General features: G+C 60.2%; 18 protein-coding genes. 8 read left to right on the forward strand and 10 right to left on the reverse strand.

The window, feature by feature from the left end; all coding sequences use genetic code 11:
* Position 1 precedes the first annotated feature (1 nt).
* Both DFO48_RS00405 and DFO48_RS00410 read right to left on the reverse strand, forming a co-directional pair.
* On the reverse strand, positions 2 to 550 hold the full coding sequence (locus DFO48_RS00405; protein ID WP_114862210.1) for an RDD family protein: 549 nt from the start codon (positions 548 to 550) through the stop codon (positions 2 to 4).
* A 58-nt stretch (positions 551 to 608) separates the two neighbouring features.
* A complete protein-coding gene (locus tag DFO48_RS00410; protein ID WP_233506253.1) occupies positions 609 to 1,262 on the reverse strand; it encodes a DUF3106 domain-containing protein in 654 nt (217 codons plus the stop codon).
* Between DFO48_RS00410 and DFO48_RS25525 the strand changes: the two genes are divergently transcribed.
* Positions 1,261 to 1,458 (forward strand): hypothetical protein, encoded by a 198-nt coding sequence (locus DFO48_RS25525; RefSeq protein ID WP_233506254.1) that lies wholly within the window; start codon positions 1,261 to 1,263, stop codon positions 1,456 to 1,458. The two genes, DFO48_RS00410 and DFO48_RS25525, sit on opposite strands and share 2 nt — an antisense overlap.
* Here DFO48_RS25525 and DFO48_RS00415 read toward each other — a convergent pair.
* Both DFO48_RS00415 and DFO48_RS00420 read right to left on the reverse strand, forming a co-directional pair.
* The gene (locus DFO48_RS00415; RefSeq protein ID WP_003080811.1) at positions 1,447 to 1,902 is read right to left on the reverse strand and encodes a DUF3619 family protein; all 456 of its coding nucleotides are present in this window, start codon (positions 1,900 to 1,902) and stop codon (positions 1,447 to 1,449) included. The genes DFO48_RS25525 and DFO48_RS00415 overlap by 12 nt on opposite strands.
* Positions 1,899 to 2,468 carry an RNA polymerase sigma factor gene (locus DFO48_RS00420; RefSeq protein ID WP_003080808.1) on the reverse strand — a complete coding sequence of 190 codons (570 nt, stop codon included), beginning with the start codon at positions 2,466 to 2,468 and terminating at the stop codon, positions 1,899 to 1,901. Before DFO48_RS00420 ends, DFO48_RS00415 begins: the two co-directional genes overlap by 4 nt.
* 265 nt (positions 2,469 to 2,733) lie before the next feature.
* Here DFO48_RS00420 and DFO48_RS00425 point away from each other — a divergent pair, with 265 nt between their 5' ends.
* The 7 genes from DFO48_RS00425 (at position 2,734) to pbpG (ending at position 12,203) form a co-directional block, all read left to right on the forward strand.
* Complete coding sequence (locus DFO48_RS00425; RefSeq protein WP_003080805.1) at positions 2,734 to 4,521, forward strand: acetolactate synthase 3 catalytic subunit; 1,788 nt, start codon at positions 2,734 to 2,736, stop codon at positions 4,519 to 4,521.
* A gap of 158 nt (positions 4,522 to 4,679) precedes the next feature.
* On the forward strand, positions 4,680 to 5,171 hold the full coding sequence (gene ilvN / locus DFO48_RS00430; RefSeq protein ID WP_003056638.1) for an acetolactate synthase small subunit: 492 nt from the start codon (positions 4,680 to 4,682) through the stop codon (positions 5,169 to 5,171).
* A gap of 72 nt (positions 5,172 to 5,243) precedes the next feature.
* Positions 5,244 to 6,260 (forward strand): ketol-acid reductoisomerase, encoded by a 1,017-nt coding sequence (gene ilvC / locus DFO48_RS00435; protein WP_003080801.1) that lies wholly within the window; start codon positions 5,244 to 5,246, stop codon positions 6,258 to 6,260.
* A gap of 199 nt (positions 6,261 to 6,459) precedes the next feature.
* Complete coding sequence (gene pssA / locus DFO48_RS00440) at positions 6,460 to 7,329, forward strand: CDP-diacylglycerol--serine O-phosphatidyltransferase (protein WP_114862668.1); 870 nt, start codon at positions 6,460 to 6,462, stop codon at positions 7,327 to 7,329.
* A 231-nt stretch (positions 7,330 to 7,560) separates the two neighbouring features.
* Positions 7,561 to 9,234: a 2-isopropylmalate synthase gene (leuA, locus tag DFO48_RS00445; RefSeq protein WP_114862211.1), complete on the forward strand. Its 1,674-nt coding sequence runs from the start codon at positions 7,561 to 7,563 to the stop codon at positions 9,232 to 9,234.
* 103 nt (positions 9,235 to 9,337) lie between these two features.
* Positions 9,338 to 10,876, forward strand: a complete 1,539-nt coding sequence (locus DFO48_RS00450; protein ID WP_114862212.1) for a 2-isopropylmalate synthase — start codon at positions 9,338 to 9,340, stop codon at positions 10,874 to 10,876.
* A gap of 112 nt (positions 10,877 to 10,988) precedes the next feature.
* Complete coding sequence (pbpG, locus tag DFO48_RS00455) at positions 10,989 to 12,203, forward strand: D-alanyl-D-alanine endopeptidase (protein WP_003080786.1); 1,215 nt, start codon at positions 10,989 to 10,991, stop codon at positions 12,201 to 12,203.
* A gap of 110 nt (positions 12,204 to 12,313) precedes the next feature.
* On the opposite strand, the gene DFO48_RS00460 is transcribed toward pbpG, so the two are convergent.
* The 6 genes from DFO48_RS00460 to DFO48_RS00485 form a co-directional block, all read right to left on the reverse strand.
* Positions 12,314 to 13,147 carry an IclR family transcriptional regulator gene (locus tag DFO48_RS00460; RefSeq protein ID WP_003080783.1) on the reverse strand — a complete coding sequence of 278 codons (834 nt, stop codon included), beginning with the start codon at positions 13,145 to 13,147 and terminating at the stop codon, positions 12,314 to 12,316.
* Between the two features lie 98 nt (positions 13,148 to 13,245).
* Complete coding sequence (locus DFO48_RS00465; RefSeq protein WP_114862213.1) at positions 13,246 to 14,016, reverse strand: arginyltransferase; 771 nt, start codon at positions 14,014 to 14,016, stop codon at positions 13,246 to 13,248.
* Positions 14,017 to 14,044: 28 nt separating this feature from the next.
* The gene (gene aat, locus DFO48_RS00470; protein WP_114862214.1) at positions 14,045 to 14,794 is read right to left on the reverse strand and encodes a leucyl/phenylalanyl-tRNA--protein transferase; all 750 of its coding nucleotides are present in this window, start codon (positions 14,792 to 14,794) and stop codon (positions 14,045 to 14,047) included.
* Positions 14,795 to 14,966: 172 nt separating this feature from the next.
* On the reverse strand, positions 14,967 to 15,521 hold the full coding sequence (gene efp, locus DFO48_RS00475) for an elongation factor P (protein WP_003056627.1): 555 nt from the start codon (positions 15,519 to 15,521) through the stop codon (positions 14,967 to 14,969).
* 194 nt (positions 15,522 to 15,715) lie between these two features.
* Complete coding sequence (gene earP, locus DFO48_RS00480; RefSeq protein ID WP_114862215.1) at positions 15,716 to 16,837, reverse strand: elongation factor P maturation arginine rhamnosyltransferase EarP; 1,122 nt, start codon at positions 16,835 to 16,837, stop codon at positions 15,716 to 15,718.
* Between the two features lie 4 nt (positions 16,838 to 16,841).
* Positions 16,842 to 17,756 (reverse strand): LysR family transcriptional regulator, encoded by a 915-nt coding sequence (locus DFO48_RS00485; RefSeq protein WP_114862216.1) that lies wholly within the window; start codon positions 17,754 to 17,756, stop codon positions 16,842 to 16,844.

Here is a 17,756-nt window from a genome sequence, read left to right on the forward strand (position 1 = left end):
GTCAGCGGATGCGTTTGGGAGTGGGGGGCTGATGCACCAGTTGGGTGCCGGCCCAGGCATCGTGCCAGAACTGCTTTCGGGGGTGAAAGCGGCTCAGCAAGGCCCAGATCAGAATCCAGCCCATGAGCAGCACCAGCACTTCCAGTGGCGGCAGGCCCAGCGGGTAGAGCAGGGCCAGCGGCGGCAGCCACCACATCCAGCTGGCTGCGTAGCGCAGCAGGGCGCGGGTTTGCGTCAGGGGGCGGCCTTGGGTATCGACCACGCGGATATGCCAGGTCTTCATGGCCAGCGTCTGCCCCTTGCTCCAGAACCAGACAAAGTAAATCCCCAGCACCACCAGCATGAAGGCCTGCAGCAGATGACGGTTGTCGAGTGCATTGCGCGTCTGCGACAGCGTGCCGAACAGATAGCCGGCGATGAACACCACGCCAAACAAAAGCATGCCTTCATAAAGCCAGCAGGCCATGCGGCGGCGCAGGCTTGGAGCTATGAAATCAGGAGTGGATAAAGGTGCTGCACTGCCTTCGCGGATCGGGGTGTCTTGCTGCATGAGGGCATTGTAGGGCTCAGGTCAGCGGGCTTGGCGCTCGGTTGCCGCGCCGATACTGTCATTGGTGGGCGTCTTGACTTGGCGCATCCAGCGGAGGCAGGGTGATCGGTGTGGCGCGAGGAATGTCTACGGGAGCCGTCTCCACAATCACCGAGGGCGTACGGATGGGGTGCGTCTCCACCATGGCTGGTGTTGCGGGCACGGGCGGTGGTGGGTGATGAATGGTTGCGGGCGGAATCTTGGGCAGATTGGGCACCGTATTGGGTGAGGCCGTGGCAGCAGGAATGCGCGCCAGCTTCTTGGAAGGCACGGGCTTGATGGCGGGTGCGGCGCTTACCACCTTGGGGGTGGCGCGGGCGGCCAACAGTCGCTTTTCCTCATCGCTCAGAGCCTGGTAGGCCTCCCACTGGGCCTGTTTGTCGGTCGCGAGCTTGTTGGTAATGGCGAAGTTCAGCCGGGCCTGGTTGCGCTGGGCGGCACTCAGGCCGGACCAGGCTTCCATGCGGTCATGAAGCTTTTGCTGTTCGCGCTCGCTGAGTTTGTCAAAGCCATCCGCCAGGGCAATCCAGCGGCGCTTCTGTACCGAGCCGATCATGGCCCAGCGCTCTTGCAGCGGCTGCAGAATCTCGCGCTGGTGGCTGCTGAGCTCGCCCCAGCGTGGGCCCGAAGCCTGTGCCGTGGCTCTTTGGCGCGTGGACGGGTCTGCATGCATGGATCTGGATGCAGCGACCGTGGCGGGGGGCACGGAGCTCGGTGCCAGCCTGACTTGCTGTACAACATTCCATCCTGTCCAGCCCAAGGCCACCAACAACAGCGCCGCCATGATGGCGGCGGTGTTGTCGGGTTTCAGGAGGGAGCGCTTCTCAGTGGGCATCAAGACAGAGGTGGCAGGCTGTTTAGTGTTCTGATGGAGTGGCTGCCGAGGTCTTGAGGTACTGGATGAAACCAGGGTCAGAGTAGGCAGCAGGGGGCAGATCATCGGTCAGCAAGGCGGTATCGACCTCGGTGACTTCGCTCAGCATACTTTGTTCGGTGTCGGAGTTGTAGATTACCAGGCCCGCAATGAGTGCAAAAACGGGGATGGCCGAGACCAGGGTGCGCCACCAGCCGTTACCCTCGTCGGGGTTGCCCAGTGTCAGGGTGCTGCCCTGGGCAGAGGTTGCGGTGCTGGCCTGAACGCGCAGCACAGACGCTTCGCGGCGGCGTATGGACACGGCTTGCTCGCGGGAGGCGCGCAGGCGTTCGGTGACTTCATACGGGAGCAAGGCTTCACCCTCACTCAGTCGGGCAGTGATTTGACGGGCAATACGGTCGACGGCCTGTTCTTGCCGGAGGGTGGGCACGGATTTCATAACTCGATTCCTTTGGCCTTGAGTGCCTTGCTCAATGTTTGGATGGCGCGGAAGCAATGGGTTTTGACGCTACCTTCTGAGCAACCCATGGCGGCAGCGGTCTCCGCGACATCCATCTCTTCCCAGTAACGCATGAGAAAGGCCTCGCGTTGACGTGCAGGCAGCTCCTGTATCTCTTTTTCTATGCTTTGCAGTGTCTGCTTGCGTTCGGTCAGGCTCTCGGCGTTGCTGGAGGCTGCTTCGTTGCTATTGGTGGCATAGGTTTCCAGCCAGTCGAAGTCGCTGTCCCCGTCTACGGAAGACTCCAGGTCGCTGAAGTGGGTGAAAACGGCTTTCTGGGTCTTTTGGCGGCGAAACCAGTCCAGGGTGCTGTTCGACAGAATGCGCTGGAACAGCATCGGCAGCTCGTTGACGGGCTTGTCCCCATAGTGCTGGGCCAGCTTGAGCATGCTGTCCTGCACGATATCCAGGGCGGCCTCCTCGTCACGGACATGGAAAACGCTGCGTTTGAAGGCGCGCTTTTCGACGTCTTTGAGGAATGCAGACAGTTCTTGTTCTGTGGCCAAGAGAGAGTAACCCTGGAGAAAGCGGGAGTTAGGTAGTGGCGAAAGCGGCCGATTATCGCATCCGATGATGTTTTTTTGTGTACTGCATTTGAAGGTCTTGTTGCAGTGCGATAATGATCTTCAACTTAAAGAAGCAAACGGATCACGGTCCGGCGTACACACAAACGTCCATGGCATGTGGTCTTAAGTCCTAAACCGGCCTCACAAGGGCTTCAGGCTAAGGGCACCGAAGGTTTTTCGTTAGAGAAATTCACAAAGGTTGATCATGGAAATCTCCAAAGCCGAGCTGGCCTCTGCAGCCGCTGCATCGTCCCCCAAGGGCGCCCAGGAATTGATGGGCTCCGAAATCCTCATCAAGTCTCTTCAGGCTGAAGGTGTCAAGCACCTGTGGGGTTACCCTGGCGGGGCAGTTCTCTATATCTACGACGCGCTCTACAAGCAGGACAGCATTCAGCATGTGCTGGTGCGCCACGAGCAGGCGGCCGTGCATGCTGCCGACGGTTTTGCGCGTGCCACCGGCGAGGTGGGCGTGGCGCTGGTGACTTCCGGCCCCGGTCTGACCAACGCGGTGACGGGCATTGCTACCGCCTATACCGACTCCATCCCCATGGTGGTGATTGCGGGTCAGACATCGACCAATTACATCGGTACCGACGCATTTCAAGAGTGCGACACCGTGGGCATCACTCGTCCCATCGTCAAGCACAACTTCCTGGTCAAGGATGTGCGCGAGCTGGCCGAGACCATGAAAAAGGCTTTCCACATTGCCCGCACCGGCCGTCCCGGCCCTGTGGTGGTGGATATTCCCAAGGACGTGTCCTTCAAGAAGGCGCTGTACACGGGCTATCCTGAAAAAGTGGAAATGCGTTCGTACAACCCCGTCAAAAAGGGTCATGCGGGTCAGATTCGCAAGGCTCTGCAGCTGCTGTTGACGGCCAAGCGCCCCTATATCTATACCGGCGGCGGCGTGCTTCTGGGCAATGCCTGCAACGAGCTGCGCCAGCTGGTGGACATGCTGGGCTACCCCGTCACTCACACTCTGATGGGTCTGGGTGCCTACCCCGCCAGCGACAAGAAGTTCCTGGGCATGCTGGGCATGCACGGCACCATCGAAGCCAACAATGCCATGCAGAACTGCGATGTGCTGCTGGCTGTGGGTGCTCGCTTTGACGACCGCGTGATCGGCAATCCCAAGCATTTCATGTCGGTGGAGCGCAAGATCATCCATATCGACATCGATCCTTCCTCCATCTCCAAGCGCGTGAAGGTGGACGTGCCTATCGTGGGCGATGTCAAGGATGTGCTGAGCGAGCTGATCGCCATGCTGCGCGAGTCGGCCCAGCGTCCCGATGAGGCAGCTCTGGGTCAATGGTGGAACACCATCGAAGGCTGGCGCAGCCGCGACTGCCTGAGCTACGACAAGTCCAATACCGAAGTCATCAAGCCCCAGTACGTGGTCGACACGCTGTGGAACATGACCAAGGATGCGGACGCCTACATCACCTCCGATGTGGGTCAGCACCAGATGTGGGCGGCGCAGTATTACCGCTTTGATGAACCCCGTCGCTGGATCAACTCCGGCGGTCTGGGCACCATGGGTGTGGGTCTGCCTTACGCCATGGGTATCAAGCTGGCCAAGCCCGACTCCGAAGTCTTCTGCATCACGGGCGAAGGCTCGATCCAGATGAACATCCAGGAGCTGGCTACCTGCAAGCAGTACAACACCCCGGTGGTCATCTGCGCGCTGAACAACCGCTTCCTGGGCATGGTGCGTCAGTGGCAGGAAATTGAATACTCGGGTCGCTACTCGAGCAGCTACATGGATTCGCTGCCCGACTTCGTGAAGCTGGCGGAGGCCTTCGGTCACCGTGGCCTGCTGATCGAAAAGCCTGCCGATGTCGAAGCTGCGCTGCGCGAGGCACGCCGCATCGTGCGCGAGGAAAGCAAGACGGTCTTCCTGGACTTCCGCACCGATCCGACCGAGAACGTGTTCCCCATGGTGCAGGCCGGCCGTGGCATCACGGAAATGCTGCTGGGCGCTGACGACCTGTGATGCGTGGACAGCCGGTTCTTCAGTGAAATCGGTCTCAAACGCTTACATTTCAATCGCAAGCAGCTATATTTTAAATAGCATCTTTTGACGAATCTATTGTCCGCCGAGCCTGGCACTTACCGGTGTCAGGGGAGGGCGGCGAAAAGAGGAATCTCCCAATGAAACACATTATTGCCGTGCTGCTCGAGAACGAGCCTGGAGCACTGTCGCGCGTCGTGGGCCTGTTTTCTGCCCGTGGCTACAACATCGAATCCCTGACTGTCGCACCGACCGAGGACCCCTCGCTGTCGCGCATGACCATCCTCACCACGGGCTCGGACGATGTGATTGAGCAAATCACAAAACACCTGAACCGACTGATTGAAGTGGTTAAAGTGGTGGACCTGACCGAAGGTGCCTACACCGAGCGCGAGTTGATGATGGTCAAGGTGCGTGCCGTGGGCAAGGAGCGCGAGGAAATGAAGCGCATGGCGGACATCTTCCGCGGCCGCATCATCGACGTGACCGAGAAGAGCTACACCGTGGAGCTGACCGGCGACCAGTCCAAGAACGACGCCTTCCTGCAGGCCATTGATCGCACTGCCATCCTTGAGACCGTTCGCACGGGCGCCTCGGGTATTGGCCGCGGCGAACGCATTCTGCGTGTCTAATGGCTGTTTGCACCACTTTTGAATCTGAATAAACCTTTTCAACCCCCTCAAGATAAGAGACCTGGAGCCATCATGAAAGTTTTCTACGACAAGGACTGTGACCTGAGCCTGATCAAGGGCAAGACTGTTGCCATCATCGGCTACGGCAGCCAAGGCCACGCACATGCTCAAAACCTGAACGACAGCGGCGTGAAGGTTGTGGTCGGTCTGCGCAAGGGCGGCTCTTCCTGGGACAAGGTCGGCAAGGCCGGTCTGACCGTGATGGAAGTGAACGACGCGGTGAAGGCTGCCGACGTGGTCATGATCCTGCTGCCCGACGAGAACATCCCCGAGGTGTACAAGAACAACGTCGAGCCCAACATCAAGTCCGGCGCTACCCTGGCTTTTGCTCACGGCTTCAACGTGCACTACAACCAGGTCGTGCCCCGCGCCGATCTGGACGTGATCATGGTCGCCCCCAAGGGCCCCGGCCACACCGTGCGCTCCGAATACCTGAAGGGCGGCGGCGTGCCTTCCCTGATCGCCATCTACCAGGACCAGTCCGGCAAGGCCCGTGACGTGGCCCTGTCCTACGCTTCCGCCAACGGCGGCGGCAAGGGCGGCATCATCGAGACCAACTTCAAGGAAGAAACCGAGACCGACCTGTTCGGCGAGCAGGCCGTGCTGTGCGGCGGTGCCGTGGAACTGGTGAAGATGGGCTTCGAGACTCTGACCGAAGCTGGCTACGCTCCCGAAATGGCCTACTTCGAGTGCCTGCACGAGCTGAAGCTGATCGTTGACCTGATGTATGAAGGCGGCATCGCCAACATGAACTACTCCATCTCCAACAACGCGGAGTATGGCGAGTACGTGACCGGCCCCGAAGTCATCAACGAAGAATCCCGCAAGGCCATGCGCAACGCCTTGAAGCGCATCCAGAGCGGTGAATACGCCAAGATGTTCATCAGCGAAGGCCGTCTGAACTATCCTTCGATGACTGCCCGTCGTCGCCAGAACGCCGATCACGCCATCGAGCAAGTGGGCGGTCAGCTGCGCTCCATGATGCCCTGGATCTCCAAGAACAAGCTGGTCGACCAGACCCGCAACTGATGCAGGCAAGTCATTCGGCGCGAGCCGGATGACTGCGCTTGGGCAAGAGGCCACCTTCGAGGTGGCCTTTTTTCATTCCGGAGGCGATCTGTGTGGCGGGTACACTGGTGGCAGGGACATGGCCGTGATGGCCGTGCTTGAAATACTATCGTTTTAATAGCTGCATGCATTTGACATGCAAGCACTGGAGGTCTGTTTGATGCAAAACAGCAATGATTCTGCCGATCTGAGTGGAATGCCGCGCAAGCCGCGCAAAGGCATTTATGTGCTGCCCAATCTGTTCACGCTGGCAGCGCTGTTTGGCGGTTTCTACGCCATCGTCATGGCCATGAACAACAAGTTCGAACTGGCGGCCGTGGGCGTTTTCTGCGCCATGGTGCTCGACAGTCTTGACGGCCGCGTGGCGCGCATGACGCACACGCAAAGCGCGTTCGGCGAGCAGATGGATTCGCTCTCCGACATGGTGTCCTTTGGTGCCGCGCCTGCGCTGATTGCCTATGAATGGGCCTTGCGTCCCCTGGGGCGCTGGGGCTGGATTGCCGCCTTCGTCTATTGCGCCTGCGCGGCATTGCGCCTGGCGCGCTTCAACGTGAATACGGCCGTGGTGGACAAGCGCTACTTTCAGGGCATGCCCTCGCCTGCGGCAGCGGCTCTGGTGGCAGGCTTTATCTGGCTGACCAGTGCCTTGATGGTTTCCCATCGCGATGTGCCCATCTTTGGCGATGTGATTTCCTGGTTCGGCGGCTATCCCACGGATCGGGCCGATCTGTCCTGGATCATGTTCGCCATCACGCTGTTCGCGGGCCTGACCATGGTCACCAATATTCCCTATTACAGCTTCAAGGACATCGGCGGCGCCAAGAGCATGCCGTTCGTCTCGCTGGTGGTGGTGGCGCTGCTGATGGCCGTGGTCAGTATCGAGCCTGCAACCATGCTGTTCCTGGTGTTTGTCGGCTACTCGATCTCGGGCTATGTGATCTATGTCTGGCGTCGTGCTAAGGGCGAGCAGGTCAGCATCGTGGCGACCTCCAAGGACGAACCCGACGAGCGCGGCCTGCACGACGATTGAAACCTTCGCCGAAAAAATTCTGGCCCTGTCAACTTTTCTTGTGTTAAAGTGAGCCGCATGCAAAACCTGTCGCTAGCTCTACTACTAATGTCCAACGGGCAGAGAAAGTAGCGCGCGCGTACAAACACACCCTACTTGGCGGCCCGTAGCATCAGCGACGGGCCGTTTTTGCTTTTGGGCGTCGCTGGAGCTGGGTTCAATTTCCTCTAATTTCGACTAAAGAGACTCACCATGTTGCAAAACCCTTCCACCAAATACCGCGCTTTCGCCCCCGTGCGTCTGACCGATCGCACCTGGCCCGACGCGGTCATCACCAAGCCCCCGGTCTGGTGCAGCGTGGATCTGCGTGACGGCAACCAGGCCCTGATCGAGCCCATGGACATCGAGCGCAAGGTGCGCATGTTCGAGCAACTGGTGAAGATCGGTTTCAAGGAAATCGAAGTCGGCTTTCCTTCGGCCTCGCAGGTCGAGTTTGAGTTCATGCGCAAGCTCATCGAGGAAAACCGCATTCCCGACGACGTGACCGTACAGGTGCTGACCCAGGCGCGCGAGCATCTGATTCGCCGCACTTTCGAGGCGCTCGAAGGCGTGCCTCGCGCGATTGTCCATCTCTACAACGCCACGGCTCCCGTGATGCGCCGCGTGGTGCTGAACATGAGTGAAGACGAGATTGTGGAGTTGGCAGTGACCAATGCGCAGATGTTCAAGGACATCGCGGCCCAGCACCCCCAGACCAAGTGGACTTTCCAGTATTCGCCCGAAATGTATTCGGACACCGAGCTGGAGTTCTCCAAGCGCGTGATCGACGCCGTCACCGATGTCTGGCAACCCACGCCCGAGAACAAGTGCATCATCAACCTGCCCACCACGGTGGAGCACTCCACGCCCAATATCTTTGCCGACATGGTGGAGTGGACACATCGCAACATCAAGCGCCGTGACAGCGTGGTGATCTCGGTTCATCCGCATAACGACCGCGGCACGGGAACGGCGGCTGCCGAGCTGTCCCTGATGGCTGGCGCGGACCGTCTGGAAGGTTGTCTCTTCGGTAACGGCGAGCGCACCGGCAATCTGGACGTGGTGAATGTGGCGCTCAATATGTATATCCAGGGCGTGAACCCCGGCCTGGATTTCTCCGATATCGACGATATCCGCGCAACGGTCGAGCATTGCAACCAGTTGCCCGTGCATCCTCGTCATCCTTACGTGGGTGACTTGGTCTACACCTCCTTCTCCGGCTCCCACCAGGACGCCATCAAGAAGGCTTTCGCCGCCCACAAGGAAGGCGATATCTGGGATATGCCTTATCTGCCCATCGATCCCAAGGATCTGGGCCGCAGCTATGAGGCAGTGATTCGCGTGAACAGCCAGTCGGGCAAGGGCGGCATTGCCTATCTCCTCGAGAGCGAATACGGACTTCAGCTGCCCCGCCGCCTGCAGATCGAATTCAGCCAGGTCGTGCAGCGCGAGATGGATGCCAGCGGCAAGGAGTTGTCAGCTGCGGATCTGTGGGAGCTGTTCCAGCGCGAATATGGAGTCAACACCGTCAAGGCGCCTCAATATCGCCTGAGCGAGGCAGATGGGGTGGTCAATATGACTTCCCACATCGAGATCGCCGGAGAAAAGTATTTTTTGGAAGGCGAAGGTACGGGCCCCATTGATGCCTTCGTGCAGGCGTTGTCGGCTAACGTCGGTCGCAATGTTCGCGTGCTCAACTATGCCGAGCATGCGATTGGCGAGGGTGCGAATGCCAAGGCGATTGCCTATGTGGAATTGCGCGTGGATGACGCTCAGGTCTGCTACGGCGTAGGGGTGGATGCCAATATCGTTTCCGCCTCGTTGCGCGCCATCATCTCGGGAGTACAGCGCGTTACCGCTGTCGCTGAAGAGGCGGTAGCTGCTTAAAAGGTTCAAAGCCGGTGTCGCCAAAAGCGCACCGGCTTTTTTGTCGGCAATCCTCCAGTCAAAACAGGCGTCTACCGGCGCCATCACATAGAGAGTCCCCACCATGTCCGATCAGCTCATTATTTTTGACACCACCTTGCGTGACGGCGAGCAGTCGCCCGGCGCTTCCATGACACGCGATGAAAAGCTGCGCATTGCCCGTCAGCTGGAGCGTCTGAAGGTCGATGTGATCGAGGCGGGGTTTGCTGCGGCATCCAATGGCGACTTCGAGTCCATCCAGACCATTGCACGTGCCATCAAGGACTCCACGGTCTGCTCGCTGTCCCGCGCCAACGACCGCGACATCGCGCGTGCGGCCGAGTCGTTGAAGGGGGCCAACCGCGCTCGCATTCACACCTTCATCGCCACCAGTGCGCTGCACATGGAGAAAAAGCTGCGCATGACACCCGAGCAGGTGCTGGAGCAGGCCAAGCAGGCGGTGCGCTTCGGGCGCAATCTCATTGAAGACATCGAGTTCAGTGCCGAGGACGGCTATCGCAGCGAGCCCGATTTTCTGGCGCGTGTGATCGAGGCGGTCATCAAGGAGGGTGCAACCACCATCAACGTGCCCGACACCGTGGGTTACGCGATTCCCGAGCTCTATGGCGAATTCATTCGCAACTTGCGCGAGCGCGTGCCCAACAGCGACAAGGCCGTCTGGTCCGTGCATTGCCACAACGACCTGGGCATGGCGGTTGCCAATTCGCTGGCGGGCGTGAAGATCGGCGGTGCGCGCCAGATCGAGTGCACCATCAACGGTCTGGGCGAGCGCGCGGGTAACTGCTCACTCGAAGAAGTGGTCATGGCCATCAAGACGCGCAAGGACTACTTCGGCCTGGATGTGAATATCGATACCCAGCACATCGTGGCCGCCAGCCGCCTGGTCAGCCAGACCACGGGCTTTGTGGTGCAGCCCAACAAGGCTGTGGTGGGGGCCAATGCCTTTGCCCATGCCTCCGGCATTCATCAGGATGGCGTGCTCAAGGCACGTGACACCTACGAAATCATGCGTGCCGAGGATGTGGGCTGGGCGGCCAACAAGATCGTGCTGGGCAAGCTCAGCGGCCGCAACGCCTTCAAGCAGCGCCTGCAGGAGCTGGGGGTGGAGCTGGACAGCGAAGCTGCCATCAACCAGGCCTTCACGCGCTTCAAGGAGCTCGCGGACCGAAAGAGCGAGATTTTTGACGAGGACATTCTGGCGCTGGTGAATGCCGAAGGCGCGGAGCACCAGGACAATCAGTTCCAGTTCATTTCGCTGGCCCAGCAAAGCGAAACAGGTGAGCGCCCACATGCCTGCGTGGTCTTCAGCAATGCAGGCCGGGAAATCAAGGCCAGCTCCGAGGGCAATGGCCCGGTCGATGCCTCGTTCAAGGCCATCGAGTCCGAAGTCAAGAGCGGTGCTGAGATGGTGCTTTATTCCGTCAATGCCATCAGCGGCTCAACCGAGAGTCAGGGCGAAGTGACGGTGCGCCTGCAGCGCAGTGGTCGCGTCGTCAACGGAGTGGGTGCTGACCCCGATATTGTGGTCGCTTCGGCCAAGGCTTATCTGAGCGCTTTGAACAAATTGCATAGCAATCAGGAAGTTGTTGCAGCACAAGGTTGACTGCTGGATTTATAATTTCACTCAGATTATCGAGAAGGTTGTGCAAGTGCTTGTCACTGCACGACTTTTTTGATTGAATTAAATCCTTACACCTTGTTGTCTGGAGTATCGCATGCAGCTGCTGCGTCCATTTCGCCTTGCAAAACTCACTCAGGTGGTGTCTTTGGCTCTGTTGAGCTGCGCTCTGGCTGCTCCGGCAGCGCATGCGGCAGCGCCCAAAAAAGACTCCAAAAAGCCCGTGGCTGCTGCGGCTTCGGCTAAGAAAGCGGCCAAGGAGCCGGCTGGCAAGGTTCGAGCTGCAGCGCAGCCCAAAAGCGCAAAGGTCGCCAAAGGCAAGCCGGAAAAGGCAGACGCCAAGCTTGCAAGCAAGAAGGGCGGAAAGACTGTCCTAGCAGCCAAGGCCGAAAGAGACGAGAAGAGCGGCGGCAAGAAGCGTCTGGCCAGGGCAGGAGCGGCTGGCGCTGCGGTTGCGGCGGCCGCAGCTGCCACGGCGGTCGAGCCCGCACGCCTGTCCTATGGGCAGATGGCGGGTCTTCACTCCGTCTCGGATCCCCTGGATCTGCAAAGCAGCGTGGCTTATGTGATCGACCAGGACACACATGAGGTGCTGCTGAGCAAGAACGATCAGGCAGTGCTGCCGATTGCTTCGCTGACCAAGCTGATGACGGGTCTGCTGATCTCTCAGGCTCGTCTGCCCATGGACGAGATGATCACCATCACGCAGGACGATGTGGATACTGAAAAGCACAGCAGCTCTCGCCTGCGTGTCGGTACCACCTTGACGCGTGCCGAGATGATGCATCTGGCGCTGATGTCCAGCGAGAACCGTGCTGCCCATGCCCTGGGGCGCACCTATCCCGGCGGTCTGGCGCAGTTTGTGCAACTGATGAACTCCAAGGCGCTGCAACTGGGCATGAAGGACACGCGCTATGTCGAGCCAACCGGCCTGTCCAGCAGCAACCAGTCCAGCGCACGTGACCTGGCGCGCCTGGTGGCGGTGGCCCACGCGGATCCGTTGATGCGCGAATACTCCACATCGCCCGGTTATGAAGTGGCCGTGGGTCGCCGTACGCTGCAGTTCAACAACACCAACCGTCTGGTCAAGAGCGACAACTGGGATATTGGCCTGCAAAAGACCGGCTATATCTCCGAAGCCGGACGCTGCCTTGTGATGCAGGCCCATGTGGCCGGCCGCAAGCTGATCATGGTGTTCCTGGATTCTGCCGGCAAGTTCAGCCGTCTGGCGGATGCCGAGCGTGTGCGCCACTGGATGGAAAGCAAGGGACCCACCGCCAGCAATACGATTGCAAGCCGTATCAGGGGCTAAGCAGGTAAAGGTCCAGTCAAAAAGCGCTACCCAGGTAGCGCTTTTTTATTGGGTCTACACCTGAAAGGGCATTCCAGCCCTTTTGCGGATTGCGAGAGACGCCCCTGTATTCAACTGTGCTGGCTGCGGCTGTAGGGATTGGGGGCGGCCTGAGCCGGGGCCGGGCGCGTGCCGCTGAAGCCCAGGGCCACGGAAATCTCCTGCACCGTGGCCTGCAGCCTGGGGGCCCAGCTCTCATCGAGCCGGTCGGCCGGGGCAGAGATGGACAGGCCCGCAATCAGCTTGCTCTGGTCGTCGTAAATGCCGGCGGCCATGCAGCGCACGCCCAATTCCAGCTCTTCGTTGTCGCGAGCAATGCCGTATTGGCGTACCTTGGCCAGCTCATGCTCCAGATCACCCAGCTGGGTGATGCTGAAATGGGTCTTGCCCGGCAGGCCGGTGCGCATGGCGTAGGCGCGTACCTGCTGGGAGTCATCGGCCGCCAGGAACAGCTTGCCGTTGGAGGTCAGATGCAAAGGAGCATGGCCGCCAATGGCGCGTACCACCTGCATGCCCGAGCGCTCGCTGTAGGCGCGTTCCACATACACAATCTCGTCGCCCTGGCGCACGGACAGGCTGATGGGCTGCTGAATCTGCTTGTAGAGCTGGCGCATGGGCGTCAGCGCCACTTCACGCACATTCAGCCGGGCCTTGACCAGGTTGCCCAGTTCCAGAAAGCGCATGCCCAGACGGTAACTGCCCGATTCGGGACGATCCACAAAGCGGCCCAGTGCAAGGTCATTGAGGATGCGGTGCGTGGTCGATGGATGCAGGCCTGTGCGTTCGCTGATCTCCTTCAAAGAAACCGCTTCCTCACGCGATGCCAGCACGTCGATCAACGTGAACATGCGTTCCAGAACCTGGACGCTGGGCTTTGCGGAGGCCGATAGGTCGTCTTTTTTCATGCGTTGGAGATACTTTGCGGGATGAGGGCATTCTAGCGGTGCTGCAGCCGTGCAGCCATGTCATCCGCTCATATATCCATGTGCTGTTTTTTGTGGCGTCACTCTTCAATTTGCGAGCGCACAATGCTCTGCCTGTCTACGCGTTGCCATAGCTCGCCCTGGCGAATCTCATGTGGCAGAAAGCTGGCCTTGTAGCGCATCTTCTGGCTCTCGGAGATCCAGTAACCAAGATAGACATAAGGCAGGTTCATGGCTTTCGCCTGCTGGATTTGCCACAGCACATTGAAGGTGCCGTAGCTGGCGTGGTCTTCCGGGTCGTAGAAGGTGTAGACCGCCGACAGCCCGTCCTCCAGTACATCCAGAATGGAGAGCATTTTGAGTGTGCCGGGCTGACCGTCTGTGCCCGGCTCGCGGAATTCGACCAATCGGGAGTTGACTCTGCTTTGCAGCAGAAACTGCGTGTACTGGTCCACGCTGTCGTTGTCCATGCCGCCGCCGCTATGGCGGTGCTGCTGGTAGCGTAGGTAGAGCTGGTAATGCTCGTCGGAGTAGTGCAGGCGCTGAATGGAGGCGACAAGTTGCCCATGCTCTTTTGCAGCGCGCCGCTGGCTGCGGCTGGGGCGGAACTCCTGCGCCAGAATTCGCAGGGGAACGCAGGCCTTGCAGCCATCGCAATAGGGGCGGTAGGTGAACATGCCGCTGCGCCTGAAGCCCAGCGTGACCAGTTCCGAATAGGTGTTGTTCTGAATCAGGTGACTGGGTGTGGCGACCTGAGAACGTGCCAGCCGGCCCGGCAGGTAGCTGCAGGGATAGGCTGCCGTGGCATAGAACTGCAGGGCATGTAGCGGGAGATCGTTCGGGTGCGTCATGATCGGACTCGGCTGCAGATGCGGTGCGTCAAGCTTCACTGTGGCTTAGCAACTGCTCCCAGTATATGGGGCTGAATTGCCACTGCATATCAGGCAGCTGCGCCTGGGCTTGAACAGTCCGGGCAAATTGTGCTCTGGTGATCTCTCGTGCGCCCATGAAGGAAAGGTGTGCCGTGGCCTGCTGGCAGTCGATCTGCGGCACCTGATGAGCCCTGCACAGGGCCACCAGTGCCGACAGTGCGATCTTGGAAGCATCGGTTTGCAGGGCGAACATGGATTCGCCAAACACCGCTTTGCCAAGCGCCACGCAGTAGAGGCCGCCTGCCAGCTGGCCGTCGATCCAGGTTTCCACGCTATGTGCAGCGCCTTGCTGATGCAGTTCGGTATAGGCATCGACGATGCTCTGCACAATCCAGGTACCGTTCTGTCCGTCGCGAGGGGTCTGGGCGCAATGCTGCATCACTGTGGCAAAAGCGCTGTCGATGCGAATTTCACAGCGCGGATCGTTGCGAAATTTCTGAAGTCTCTTGCGCAGGCTGCGGTGCAGGCGAAACTCGTCGGGATGCAGGGCCATGCGCGGGTTGGGAGACCACCAGAGCACCGGCTGTCCCTCGCTGAACCACGGGAAAATGCCTTGACTGTAGGCAGTACGAAGACGTGCTGCATCAAGCGTATTGCCGGCGGCAAGCAGTCCGGGAATGGGATCCCGCTCGCCCCAGGTCTGATCAATGGGGGGGAATTCTTGTTCGGGCTGCAGCCAGGGCAGGGAGTGCGTCATTGGCAGTGGGAGTGGATGGACTGCCCTTAGTCTTGCACAGACTGAAGCGGTTTTGCGCGTCGCGGCGGATGACGGGGGCTGGCGTAATCCCGCTGCCGGCGGCGGAAATGAAAAAAGGCTTCTCGAAGGAAGCCTTTTTTCTGGGGGAGCAGCTGCGGCAGCTGCCGCCACATTACACGCGCTTGCGGTATTCGCCGGTGCGGGTGTCGATTTCGATCTTGTCTTCCTGGGACACGAACAGGGGCACGGCCACTTCGAAGCCGGTAGCGATCTTGGCGGGCTTCAGAACCTTGCCGGAGGTGTCGCCCTTGACGGCGGGCTCGGTCCAGGTGATTTCGCGCACGATGGTGGTGGGCAGCTCGACGGAGATGGCCTTGCCGTCATAGAACACCACTTCGGCAGTCATGCCGTCTTCCAGGTAGTTCAGTGCGTCAGCCATGTTTTCGGCTTCGACTTCGTACTGGTTGAACTCTTCGTCCATCCACACGTACATGGGGTCGGCGAAGTAGGAGTAGGTGCAATCCTTCTTGTCCAGGATCACGTTGTCGATCTTGTCGTCGGCCTTGAACACGTTTTCCGTGCCGAAGTTGCCGATCAGGCTCTTGAGCTTCATGCGCACGGTAGCAGCGCCACGGCCGCCACGAGCGTATTCGGTCTTCAGAACGATCATGGGGTCCTTGCCGAACATGATCACATTGCCTGCGCGGATTTCTTGAGCGATTTTCATGGCTTGCTTGCGTTTGAAAGGTTGGAGCCGCTCTACACGGCAGGCAAGCTGTTCGCAATGGTCGCTGGAGAAAGCAACGCATCAAAGGTGCGGCGGCGGGGCCTGCCGCATGTACCGCGGCGGGGCGCGACCCCGAAAGCAAGATCGCTCGGCATACCGGCTGCGACTGCCCTCAGAGAGGCAAAACGTGGATTTTAGCTTTTTTCGGCGACAAAAGCTTGAAGCTGCTCAATCAGTTCGGTTTGCTCCATCAATCTGGCGCGTGCAGCCCTGATGCAGCAGGCCCATTCGTCCAGCATTTGTCGGTTGAGCAAAGGCAATGTTTGCGGTGCGGTCATGCCATTCCAGGTGTGGTGAAAGCGCCTGAGGCTGTCCGGGGCCTGGAGCCAGTCCAGAAAAGCGTTCAGCTTGTCGTGGTGGGCGTTGTCATGCTGAGGGTAGATCTGCCAGACCATGGGCTGGCCGGCCCAGAGCGCACGTACCAGGGAATCCTCGCCACGCACCAGATTCAGGTCGCAGGCCCAGAGCATTTCGTCGAACCGGGCCTGAGGGCGGGCTGGCAGATAGAGCGGCTGCATCTGCTGCGCTTGGGGCAGCGCCTGCACGGCCGTCGTGGCGCGTCCGGGGGTCACCAGCAGCCTCGCATTGAGCGCCTGCTTGTCCGAGAGCTGCGCGAGCAACTGGGGCAGGGCGGCGGGCTCGTAGCAAAACAGCGAGACGGCACATTCGCCGTGCTTAATGCCTTGTGCGCGGCGCCACGAGTCGCGTTGGGCCATGAAGGCCTGCTGGCGCTCGGCCAGGTTCTGCTCGCGTACCAGTGAGCCGGTTGCCGCCGTAAAGCCGGGGTAGAAGAACCAGCGTGTCAGCCCGGACGCGGGGCCGCTCATGATGCGTGAGGGCAGGCGATGGCAGCGCTCCACATAGTCTTCGGCCGAGAGATATTCGAGATTGATCCAGACCGGGGGCTTGCTCTTCGACGCCTTGTCTGCAATGGCGCTCACGAATGCTGCGGGAATCTCGCAGCCGAAGGCCTCGATGACCACATCGCCAATCGACGCAGGGATGTCAGCAGCCTGCGCGGGCCAGGCATGGACGCTCAGGCCGGGCGGCCAGGGCTGAGGAGCCATCCATTGCAGGGCGCTGGCATCGTCCATCCACAGGCGTACCTGCTGGCCGCGTGCGGCCAGTTCTGCGGCCGTGCGCCAGCACACCCCCACGTCGCCAAAGTTGTCTATGACCTGGCAGAAGATGTCCCAGCACAGCGATGGATGCGGTGGCGTGCTGGCGGATAGGGGCAATGGTGCGAATTCGGGCATGGGTTCAGTCTTGATGGGTTGAGGCGCTCTGGCACAGGTGCTCGACCAGCAGTTGCGCGACGCTCGAGAGTGCGTCCTGGGAGCGTACGCAGAGCATGAGCTGGCGCTCGGCCCAGACTTCGTCCAGGCGGATGCAGCGCAAGGGCAGTGCGCCCATGTAGATATGGGCGCTGCCCTCGGGGAGAATGCCCACGCCCAGGCCGGCGGCCACCATCAGGCACAGGGCGTCGTAGCCCGTCACCTTCATGCGCAGACGCGGCTGCAGGCCCTGGTCGGCGGCAGAGCGGGTGATGAGATGGTTGAGCGCGCTGTCGGCATGCATGCCGATCAGATCATGCTCGAGGACCTGCTCCAGGCGCAGTCTGTGCTCGCCGGCCAGCGGATGCGATCGAGGCATGACCACGGCCAGCCGGTCCCTGCGATAGGGACGCAGGCTGATCTTGCTGCCGTAGCTGCCGTTGTTGAGCAGGCCGATATCGGCTTCGTTGTCGGCCACGGCTCGCGCGATATCGGTGCTCACGCGCTCCTGCAGCCTCACGTCCACCAGTGGGTGCCGGCTCAGAAAGCTCTGCAGCTGGGCCGGCAGAAACTGGGTGATGCTGGAAATATTGGCCATCACCCGCACATGACCGCGCAGGCCTTGCTCGCCACCCTGGGCATAGTCCTTCATCTGCGTGGCGATGCCGTCCAGCTCGTTGAGCACGCCACGCGCCATGTTCAGCAGGGCGTAGGCGGCGGCCGTGGGCTGGCTGCCCCGATTGCTGCGTGTGAACAGCTCAAGCTGCAGCTGATCCTCCAGCTCGGCCAGGCGGCGGCTGGCGGCCGAGGGGGCGATGTGCTCGCGTGCTGCGGCACGCGCGATGGCGTTTTCCTCCATCACGGCCACAAACAGGCGCAGGGTGATCGGGTCCAGTTTCAT

The sequence above is a fragment of the Comamonas sp. AG1104 genome (assembly GCF_003350425.1).
GTDB classification, from domain to species: domain Bacteria; phylum Pseudomonadota; class Gammaproteobacteria; order Burkholderiales; family Burkholderiaceae_C; genus Comamonas; species Comamonas testosteroni.